Source organism: Roseateles sp. (genome assembly GCF_031397715.1).
In the GTDB taxonomy this organism is placed as follows: domain Bacteria; phylum Pseudomonadota; class Gammaproteobacteria; order Burkholderiales; family Burkholderiaceae_C; genus Paucibacter_A.
This window is the reverse complement of the sequence record NZ_JANNMI010000025.1, coordinates 1-9,380: the sequence shown is the minus strand read 5'-3', so window position 1 is coordinate 9,380 and position 9,380 is coordinate 1. Positions and strand designations below refer to the sequence as shown.

General features: G+C 63.4%; 8 protein-coding genes and 1 pseudogene. All 9 read right to left on the bottom strand.

Features of this window, described 5'->3' with window-relative positions:
- The coding region (locus RMO57_RS01220; RefSeq protein ID WP_310383476.1) for an ATP-binding protein at window positions 1-1,506 on the bottom strand (1,506 nt) is incomplete at its 3' end.
- Between the two features lie 402 nt (window positions 1,507-1,908).
- Window positions 1,909-3,225, bottom strand: a complete 1,317-nt coding sequence (clsB, locus tag RMO57_RS01215; protein WP_310383474.1) for a cardiolipin synthase ClsB — start codon at window positions 3,223-3,225, stop codon at window positions 1,909-1,911.
- Window positions 3,225-4,043 (bottom strand): endonuclease/exonuclease/phosphatase family protein, encoded by an 819-nt coding sequence (locus RMO57_RS01210; protein WP_414896354.1) that lies wholly within the window; start codon window positions 4,041-4,043, stop codon window positions 3,225-3,227. The genes clsB and RMO57_RS01210 overlap by 1 nt, the downstream gene beginning before the upstream one ends.
- The gene (gene nudB, locus RMO57_RS01205; protein ID WP_310383472.1) at window positions 4,040-4,504 is read right to left on the bottom strand and encodes a dihydroneopterin triphosphate diphosphatase; all 465 of its coding nucleotides are present in this window, start codon (window positions 4,502-4,504) and stop codon (window positions 4,040-4,042) included. The genes RMO57_RS01210 and nudB overlap by 4 nt, the downstream gene beginning before the upstream one ends.
- Window positions 4,505-4,585: 81 nt before the next feature.
- Complete coding sequence (gene aspS / locus RMO57_RS01200) at window positions 4,586-6,394, bottom strand: aspartate--tRNA ligase (protein WP_310383470.1); 1,809 nt, start codon at window positions 6,392-6,394, stop codon at window positions 4,586-4,588.
- A gap of 60 nt (window positions 6,395-6,454) precedes the next feature.
- Window positions 6,455-7,102, bottom strand: coding sequence for a DUF502 domain-containing protein (locus RMO57_RS01195; RefSeq protein ID WP_310383468.1), 648 nt, complete (start codon window positions 7,100-7,102; stop codon window positions 6,455-6,457).
- Window positions 7,103-7,111: 9 nt separating this feature from the next.
- Complete coding sequence (locus RMO57_RS01190; RefSeq protein WP_310383466.1) at window positions 7,112-7,432, bottom strand: FmdB family zinc ribbon protein; 321 nt, start codon at window positions 7,430-7,432, stop codon at window positions 7,112-7,114.
- Window positions 7,433-7,500: 68 nt separating this feature from the next.
- On the bottom strand, window positions 7,501-8,952 hold the full coding sequence (locus RMO57_RS01185; RefSeq protein WP_310383465.1) for a sodium:solute symporter family protein: 1,452 nt from the start codon (window positions 8,950-8,952) through the stop codon (window positions 7,501-7,503).
- A gap of 51 nt (window positions 8,953-9,003) precedes the next feature.
- Window positions 9,004-9,380: pseudogene (locus tag RMO57_RS01180) on the bottom strand (ubiquinone biosynthesis regulatory protein kinase UbiB); the annotation flags it as partial.

The window sequence follows — 9,380 nt, the reverse complement described above, 5'->3', positions numbered from 1 at the left end:
GTTGTCGTCCACCACCAGCATGCGTTTGCCCTTGAGTGCCGCTTGCGTGCCGATCAAGGCGTGACGGCTTGAACTCAAGGACAGGTCGGCCTCCAACACCGGCAGCGTGAAATGAAAGCTGCTGCCCAGGCCCGGCCCCGGGCTTTCGACCCACATGCGCCCGCCCATCAGCTCGGCCAAACGCTTGCTGATCGCCAGGCCCAAGCCGGTGCCGCCATATTTGCGCGTGGTCGAGCCGTCGGCTTGACTGAACTGCTGAAACAAGCGGCTCATCGCTGCTTCGGTCAGCCCGATGCCGGTGTCGCGCACGGTGAAGTGCAACTGCACAAAACGGCGGCCGCGGTAGCGCTGCGGGGCGTCCGGAGTTGCTTCTTCGGAGTTCAGCGGCTGCTCGGGGCCTCGAAAGCCCCGCGCCTCGAAGCTGCCATCGGCCCGCAGGCGCTGGCTGGCCACGGTCAGCAACACCTCGCCCCGCTCGGTGAACTTGATCGAATTGCCGATCAGATTGAGCAGAATCTGGCGCAAACGCGTCACATCGCCGGCGATGGCTGCGGGCACCTCATCCGCGCCCCTGGCCTCGAACACATAGGCGATATTGAGCTGCTTCTCGAGCGCGCGGCCGCTGAGCAGATCAAGCGCGGACTCGATGCAGTCTCTAAGATCAAACGCCTCGTGCTCGATGTCGATACGGCCGGCCTCGATTTTGGAGAAGTCAAGGATGTCATTGATGATGGTCAGCAGTGCATCGCCGGAGTCGCGAATGGTCTCGGCATAGTCACGTTGATCGGGCGTCAGCGGCGTGTCCAGCAGCAAGCCGCTCATGCCGATAACGGCATTCATCGGCGTGCGGATCTCGTGGCTCATCACCGCCAAGAACTCAGACTTTTGGCGATTCGATGCCTCCAGCACCCGGGTGCGCTCTTGCACGCGCTGCTCGGTCAGCGCCTCGTTCAAGCGTTCGTTCTCGAAACGGGTGGCGATCGACTCGCGAATCGCCGCGCCGAATCGATGCGCATAGGCAAACACACAGCCGGCCAGCAGCAGCACGGCCGCGGCAGAGAGTTGTGAAAGTGGCTCGCCCTGCACGCCGGCGCGCAGCACAAACGGCAGCAACAAAGGCATACTGAAGGCATACACGGCGGCATGCCCGGCCGCGGCCAGCGAAGCACTGATCAGCAGGCCAAACAGCAGCACATTCAGCACCAAAAGCCGGGTCGGATCGGTGTCAAAAAAGAGCAGGCCCGCCAGACCCCAAGCACAACCGAATAGGGCGTTGTACGCCAACAGCAGACGACCCCAGTCGCGCTGGCGTCCCTGGGCCTGCAGCCGCAGACGCTGCGGCGCAAGCAGGGCATACAAGGCCACCGTGCCCAGCACCAAGACCGCCCACGGCACAAGCCCCTTGACCGCCCCTTGCAGATGCAGCGCAAAGCAGGCCAGCAACAGCGAGGGCACGGCGGAGGGAATCCCCAGCCGCATATTGTCGGCAATGATGGCGTAGCGCACGCTGTCTATCTTTTGCGCCAGCGCTTGCGGCCCAGGGCTTGCCTTACGGAGCCACCGGTCCAGCCAGGGCGCGCCCGGGACAGGGCGCAGTTTCTGTGCGCACATAAATTCCACCCCCAGGACAAGCGCCAAGCATCAACGCGGCGGCCCGCACCGATAGACCCGCACCCATAGACCCGCAATCTACAACAAGCGGCCCAGCCCAAACACCTAGGAGCCCGGGCGGCAGAAAAATCGGCGGCTGCGAACCGACCGCAGCCGTCCATTCGGCACCGTCTTTTTGCCCCATAGCTGGGCTATGCGGCTGCAAATCCGTCACCAACTGTCCTGGCTGGGGCCGATTCTCGCTATCGCCGCTTTCTGCCGCCCGGGCTCCTAGGCAAACCAGCGCCCAACGCGGTATCAGTACCGCCCAGTCGCCCCGGCCACACGCAAATAAACATAGGCGAGCCAGGCCACCAAGGCGCGCCGCAACACGCCGCGTACGCCGCCGTCAAGATAATGGCGATCGACCTGGCGCGACAACGCCGCCGCCGCGTCAAATTGCCTGGCCACGGCCCGTGCAAACTCGGCGTCACGCACGATCACATTCGCTTCCAAATTCAGCAGCAGCGAAAGCGGGTCGATGTTGGAGCTGCCGACCGTCGCCCAGCTCTCATCGACCACACAAATCTTGGCATGCAAATAGGCGGGCATGTACTCATAAATGCTGACGCCGTGCCCGAGCAGCTCGGCATAGAGCGCCTGCGCGGCCATACCGGCAATGCGGTAGTCAAGCTTGCCCTGCAAGAGCAGCCGCACCCGCACACCGCGTTTGGCCGCATCCCGCAGGGCCTTGCGGAAAGCATGGCCGGGGTAGAAGTACGGCGTCATCAGATCGACCTGATATTGCGCCGAGCGGATCGCGTCCACATAGGCACGCTCGATGGTGCGGCGCCGGCGCAGGTTGTCGCGCAGCACAAAGGCGGCGTAGACCGGATTCTTCCCCGCGCTCTGTTCATGGCGGGAACGGCCCATCGCGCCGCGGCGTGCCGCCTTGGACGCCGATCTGGGCATGCGCACGCCGCGCCAAAGCCGCTTCAGGCGCGCCTTTGGCTCGCTGCTGCGCGCCAGGGCCAATAGTTCCTGGCCAAAGTCGTCGCCGAGCTGGGCCCGCGTCCACAGGGCGCGCGCCGCCTGCGCCACGGCCTGCACCAACGGGCCGCTTAAGCCCACGGCGAAGTCCAGCCGGGGCTGCTCGGTGGCGCCGTGATTGAGGTCCACCCGGTCATCGATGATGTTGATGCCGCCGACAAAGGCGTGGTCCAGGTCGACCACGCAGAGCTTTTGGTGCAGGCGGCGCAGCTGCCCCGGTTGCAGCCAGCTGTACCAGCGGTCGATCGGGCGAAACACCGCCAGCGCCACGCCCGAGCCGTCAAACTGCTGGGCCAGCCAGGGCAGACTGGCGCGCGAGCCGAAGCCATCCACCACCACCCTCACCCGCAGGCCGCGCCCGGCGGCCGCCACCAACTGCGCCGCCAGCGCAGCGCCGGCCGCATCGAAATGAAAAATATAGGTCGCCAACCAGACCTCGTGGATGGCCGCATCGATCGCGGCCGCTTGAGCGGGAAATAACTCGTCACCCCCACGCAAAAGCCGCAGCGCATTGCCGCCGACAAACTCGGGCTGGGGGATGCCGCTCCAAGCGCGCAGCGAATCTAAATCCGGCGCCTTGTCCATCAGCCTTCAGACAGTTCCAGCTCCGCCAGCAAGGGCAAGTGATCGGACATACGGGCCCAAGCCGGCCCCCTGGGCACCTGCATAGACACGCAGCGCAGGCCGCGCATATAGATGCGGTCGAGTGCAAAGAACGGCAGCCGCGACGGAAAGGTCGCGTGGCGCGCGCTGCCAAGCGGCGAGCGAGCACGCTGCAAGCCAAACTCGCGCATCGGTACGTCCAGCCGTTCGCCCCAGTCATTGAAATCCCCCGCCACCACCAGCAAGCCATCGGCCGGCACATGGTTGCCAATAAACTCGGCCAGCCGCTCAATCTGGCGCACCCGCCCGCTGTGGAACAAGCCCAGATGCGCGACCACGGTATGGATCTCAAGACCCTGCCACTGCACCGGCACATGCAGCAGTCCGCGCTGCTCGAAGCGGTGGTCGGACACATCATGATGGCCCACGTCGCCGAGCGGAAAGCGCGACAGCAGCGCGTTGCCATGCTCACCATGCTTGGTCACCGCATTGGTGCGGTAGGCCACCTGATAGCCCGCGGGCGCCAAGAATTCGGCCTGCCCCTGCTCGGGCCAACCAAACCAGGTGCGCTGAAACTCCTTGGCCTCTCGGTGGTGGAAGTGCCGCACTTCCTGCAAAAACACCAGGTCGGCAGCCAAAGCCTCAATGCCCATGCCGAGGTTATGAATCTCCAGCCGTTTTTGCGGGCCCATGCCGCGCACGCCCTTGTGGATGTTGTAGGTGGCCACGCGCAGATGCGGGCGGGTGAACTGGCTGTGCGTGGCTTGAACAGAATGGCTGAAGGCGTTGCCGTGGCTCATGCTGGAGTCTCCAGCAGCTTGGGCAGGTGCAGAATCGCCTCGGCATTGGACGGCGAAAAACACAGGTCGGCCGCTTGCACCCAAGGCAGCCAGCGGTACTGCAGATGCTCGCGCGGCGCCAGCGTCACCGGCGTGTCGGCCGCCACGCACAGGCCGAACACATGCTCGGTGTTGTGGGTCACGCCCGGTGCGTAGCGGTGCCGCCAGACCGGGTAAATCTCGTAAACATTGACCAGTTGCCAATCACGCAGCTCGCCGATCCGGATACCGGTTTCCTCACTGACCTCGCGCCGTGCGGTGTCGCAGGGCAGCTCAGTGAGCGTGTCCTTGGAGCCGGTCACGCTTTGCCAGAAGCCTGGCCGGTCGGCCCGCTCCAGCATCAAGACCTGCAGATCGGGGGTGTGAATCACCACCAGCACGGACTCGGGGATCTTGTGGACGGGGCTGCTGGGTAGATTCATAGCCAAAGCATAGCGGAGAGTCGCGCCCACAAAAAAGGGCAGCCTCGGCTGCCCTTCGATTCAAACGACTATCAACATCCATCAGGCGCTGGGAGTCGCTGGCACCACCGCCACCGCGTTGCGCAAACGGATATGCAACTCCTTCAGCTGCTTGTCGTCCACATTGCTCGGCGCACCCGTCAGCAAACACTGTGCGCGCTGGGTCTTGGGGAAGGCGATCACGTCACGGATCGACTCGGCCTTGGTCATCATGGTGACGATGCGGTCCAAACCGAACGCCAGGCCACCGTGCGGCGGCGCGCCGTATTGCAGCGCGTCGAGCAGGAAGCCGAACTTCTCCTGCGCTTCTTCGGGGCCAATATTGAGCGCGCTGAAGACCTTGCTCTGCACCTCGGCCTTGTGGATACGCACCGAACCGCCGCCCAGCTCCCAGCCGTTCAGGACCATGTCATAGGCCTTGGAGATGCAGGCACCGGGGTCCGTGACCATCAAGTCCTCATGGCCATCCTTGGGCGCGGTGAACGGGTGGTGCACGGCGTTCCAGCGGCCGCCCTCTTCACTCTGTTCGAACATCGGGAAGTCGACCACCCACAGCGGGGCCCAGACGTCATTGAACAAGCCGTTAGCTTTGCCGAACTCGCTGTGGCCGACCTTCAAGCGCAGCGCGCCGATCGCGTCGTTGACGACCTTGGCGCGGTCGGCGCCGAAGAAGAGCAAGTCGCCGTCCTGCGCACCGGTGCGGGCCAGGATGTCGGCCACCGCTTGGTCGTGCAGGTTCTTGACGATCGGGCTTTGCAGGCCCTCGCGGCCCTTGCTCACATCATTGACCTTGATCCAGGCCAGGCCCTTGGCGCCGTAGATCTTGACGAACTCGGTGTAGCTGTCGATCTCGCCGCGGCTGATCGACGCACCGCCGGGCACGCGCAAGGCGACCACGCGGCCGCCCTTGGTGGTGGCCGGGGTCGAGAAGACCTTGAAGTCGACCGTGCCCATCACATCGGTCAGCTCGGTGAACTCAAGCTTGACGCGCAGGTCGGGCTTGTCGGAGCCGAAACGGTGCATCGCGTCGGCGTAGGTCATGACCGGGTAGTCACCCAGCTCGACATTCAGGTTCTTGTTGAAGACGTGGCGGATCATGCCCTCAAACATCGCCCGAATCTCTTCTTCGCCGAGGAAGGAGGTCTCGATATCGATCTGCGTGAACTCGGGCTGGCGGTCGGCGCGCAGGTCTTCGTCGCGGAAGCATTTGGTGATTTGATAGTAGCGATCGAACCCGGCCACCATCAGCAACTGCTTGAACAACTGCGGGCTTTGCGGCAGCGCAAAGAACATGCCGTCATGCACGCGCGAAGGCACCAGATAGTCGCGCGCGCCTTCCGGTGTGCTCTTGGTCAGCATCGGTGTTTCAATGTCGACAAAGCCGCGCTCGTCCAGATACTTGCGCACTTCCATCGCGACGCGGTAGCGCAGCATCAGGTTGTTCTGCATATAGGGGCGGCGCAGATCCAGCACGCGGTGCGTTAAACGCGTGGTCTCGGACAGGTTCTCGTCGTCCATCTGGAATGGCGGCGTGACGCTGGCGTTCAAGACTTCCAACTCGTGGCACAAGACCTCGACCTTGCCGCTGGTCAGGGCCACGTTCTCGGTGCCGGCCGGACGCAGCCGCACCAAGCCCCGGATCTTCAGGCAGAACTCGTTACGTACATCGGAGGCGATGGCGAACATGTCGGCGCGGTCCGGGTCGCAGACGATTTGCACCAGGCCTTCGCGGTCACGCAGGTCGATGAAGATCACGCCGCCATGGTCGCGGCGGCGATGCGCCCAGCCCATCAAGGTGACGGTTTGGTCCTGCAGCTTCTCGCTGACTTGGCCGGCATAACAAGTTCTCATGGGAATACTCCAGTGTTCTTCAGGGCCGCCGCTGACGACTCGATTCAGCGGCAGGCAAATTCAGGCTTGAGCGTGACTACTCACAGGATGATCGCCTTCGGGCGCCACCACGCCCATCGAGATGATGTGCTTGAGCGCCGCGTCCACACTCATCTTCAGCGGCCGCACCGCGCTGCGCGGCATCATCAAAAAGAAACCCGAGGTCGGGTTCGGCGTGGTCGGCACATAAAGACTGACATGCTCTTCTTCACCCAGCGCATGGGCCACCTCGCCACTGGGCTTGCCGGTGACGAACGCAATCGTCCAACTGCCAGGGTGTGGGTATTGCACCAGCACCGCCTCGCGGAACGCATTGCCGCTGCTGGAGAACAAGGTGTCTGACACCTGTTTGACCGAGCTGTAGATGCTCTTGACGATGGGGATGTTGGACAGCAGGCGGTCCCACTGCCGCCACATCCATTGACCAAAAATATTGGCGACGAACATGCCGGTCAAGGCCATGCCGCCGACCAGGATCAGCAAACCCAGGCCGGGCACGTGTCGCAGCGCCTCGATGTTGGCGGCCATCGAGGCCGGCAGCAGCGCCTGCGAGGCCGCCAGCATGGAGTTGAACACGCCGTTGATGACACCCAGCACCGACTGCAGCACCCAAATGGTGATGGCCAGTGGCAACCAGACCAGCAGGCCGGTGATGATGTATTTTTTCAAGACGCGACCTCAGGGCGTGGCGGCCGGGCTGGCGGCGGGCGCAGCTGCCGGCGCGGGAGTTGCGGCCGGAGCAGGTGCCGCGACCGGCGCCGCTGTATCGGTCGCAGCCGCGTCGGGCGCTGCCGCAGCCGGCGCGGCCTTGGCGCCGCCGTCCTTGAAGTCGGTCGCATACCAGCCCGAGCCCTTGAGCTGGAAGCCGGCGGCGGTGACTTGCTTTTGAAAGGCCTCGGCGCCACAGGCGGGGCAGGTCGTCAACGGTGCATCGGAAAGCCTTTGCAAGGCGTCTTTGGCGTGACCGCATTCGGCGCAGCGGTAAGCGTAGATAGGCATGGTCTAGACCGTTGATTCAGAACCGCAAATTATAAAGGCCCGGCAAGGCCAGCCCACTCAGCCTGTCATCAAGCCGGTGCGCCCTGCGCCAATATGTGGTGCGGAGCATGCACATTCTTGATCGCCTGGGGGGCCAATGAGCCGATCAACATGCCCACCCCGCCGGCCAAGAAGCCGGCCAACTGCGCCGGGAAGGCCTCGCCGGCCGGCGTCAGCTTGAACAAACCCCAGGCCAGCAAGCCCAGCACGATGGAGAAGATCGCTCCTTGCGTGCTGGCGCGCTTCCAGTAGAGCCCACACACCAGCGGCACAAAGGCGCCGACCAAGGTGACCTGGTAAGCGGCCGAGACCATTTCGTAAATCGGCGTGCCTTCGAGCGCGATCGCGTAGGCGCAGACGCAGACGCTGAAAACCAGCACGGCGATGCGCATGGTGCGCAGCTCTTGCTGGTCGCTGATGCGCGGAAAAAACTGCCGCCAGATGTTCTCCACGAAGGTCACCGACGGCGCCAGCAAGGTGGCCGACGCGGTTGACTTCAGCGCCGACAACAGCGCGCCAAAAAAGATCACCTGCATCACGAAGGGCATGCGCTCCATCACCAGCGTTGGGATGACTTTTTGCGGGTCCTCGGCGATCAGCTGGGCGGCCTGCTCCGGCATGATGATCAAGGCACTGGTGACCAAGAACATCGGCACAAAGGCGAACAGGATGTAGCAGACGCCGCCAATCACCGGGCCGCGCGTGGCGGCATATTCGTTCTTGGCCGACATCACGCGCTGGAACACGTCTTGCTGCGGGATCGAGCCCAGCATCATCGTGATCGCGGCGGCGAAGAAGAACACGATGTCGTGAAAGCTTGGCTCGGGCAGGAAGCGGAACAACTCCTTGCTGCTGGCCAACGCGATCACCTTGCCGGCCCCGCCCGCCATATCGGCGGCAAAGTATGCAATCACGCTCAGGCCCACCACCAAGATGATCACCTGGACAAAGTCGGTCACCGCCACCGACCACATGCCGCCAAACAGCGTGTAGGCCAAGATGGACACCGTGCCAATCAACATGCCGACCGGAATACTGATCGAGCCGCCCGACAAAAGATTAAAAACCAGCCCCAAGGCCGTCACCTGCGCCGCGACCCAGCCCAGATAGGACAGGATGATGATGCAGGAGCAGACCACCTCGACCACCCGGCCATAGCGCTCGCGGTAGTAGTCGCTGATGGTCAAAAGACTCATCTTGTAGAGCTTGGCGGCGAAGAAGATGCCGACCAAGATCAAACAGGTGCCGGCGCCGAACGGGTCCTCGACCACGCCGTTCAAGCCGCTTTGCACAAACTTGGCCGGGATGCCCAAGACCGTTTCCGAGCCGAACCAGGTCGCAAACGTGGTGGTGATGATCATCACCAGCGGCAGATGGCGGCCGGCAATCGCGAAGTCGGTGGTGTTCTTGACCCGTCGGGCGGCCCACAGGCCGATCGCGATGGTGACGAGTAGGTAGGCAAAAACCAGGGTCAAAAGCATGGCGGCAGATCGTTAGGTGGCAAGAAAACGTGGCGGATTATCGCCAAAACATCAGGCGCCAAACACCAGCCCGGCCCGCAGCAAGAGATGCGCACCCACCAGACCCAGCACAAAACCTCCTGCCCCGTACAACAAGCCCTTGAGCAGGCGGTTCGTGCGCCGCTGCTCGAGCAGTAAGGCGCTGATGAGCTGGCTTTCGTGCGGTGAGGCTTGCCGCTTCAACGCGTCATGCAAAAGGCGCGGCAGCTCGGGGAACACTTGAGCGTAGCGCGGTGCCTCCTTCTTGACTTGATTCAGCAAGGCTCGCCAACCGACTTGCTCGTTCATCCAACGCTCTAGAAAGGGCTTGGCGGTGGCCCACAGGTCCAAATTCGGGTCGAGCTGGCGACCCAGACCCTCAATATTGAGCAGCGTCTTTTGCAGCAGCA

What these genes read in the sequence shown, in the direction of transcription:
- nudB (WP_310383472.1), bottom strand. Translation starts at nt 4,504, where the DNA reads ATGAATCTACCCAGCAGCCCCGTCCACAAGATCCCCGAGTCCGTGCTG.
- RMO57_RS01210 (WP_414896354.1), bottom strand. Translation starts at nt 4,043, where the DNA reads ATGAGCCACGGCAACGCCTTCAGCCATTCTGTTCAAGCCACGCACAGC.
- clsB (WP_310383474.1), bottom strand. Translation starts at nt 3,225, where the DNA reads ATGGACAAGGCGCCGGATTTAGATTCGCTGCGCGCTTGGAGCGGCATC.
- RMO57_RS01185 (WP_310383465.1), bottom strand. Translation starts at nt 8,952, where the DNA reads ATGCTTTTGACCCTGGTTTTTGCCTACCTACTCGTCACCATCGCGATC.
- aspS (WP_310383470.1), bottom strand. Translation starts at nt 6,394, where the DNA reads ATGAGAACTTGTTATGCCGGCCAAGTCAGCGAGAAGCTGCAGGACCAA.
- RMO57_RS01190 (WP_310383466.1), bottom strand. Translation starts at nt 7,432, where the DNA reads ATGCCTATCTACGCTTACCGCTGCGCCGAATGCGGTCACGCCAAAGAC.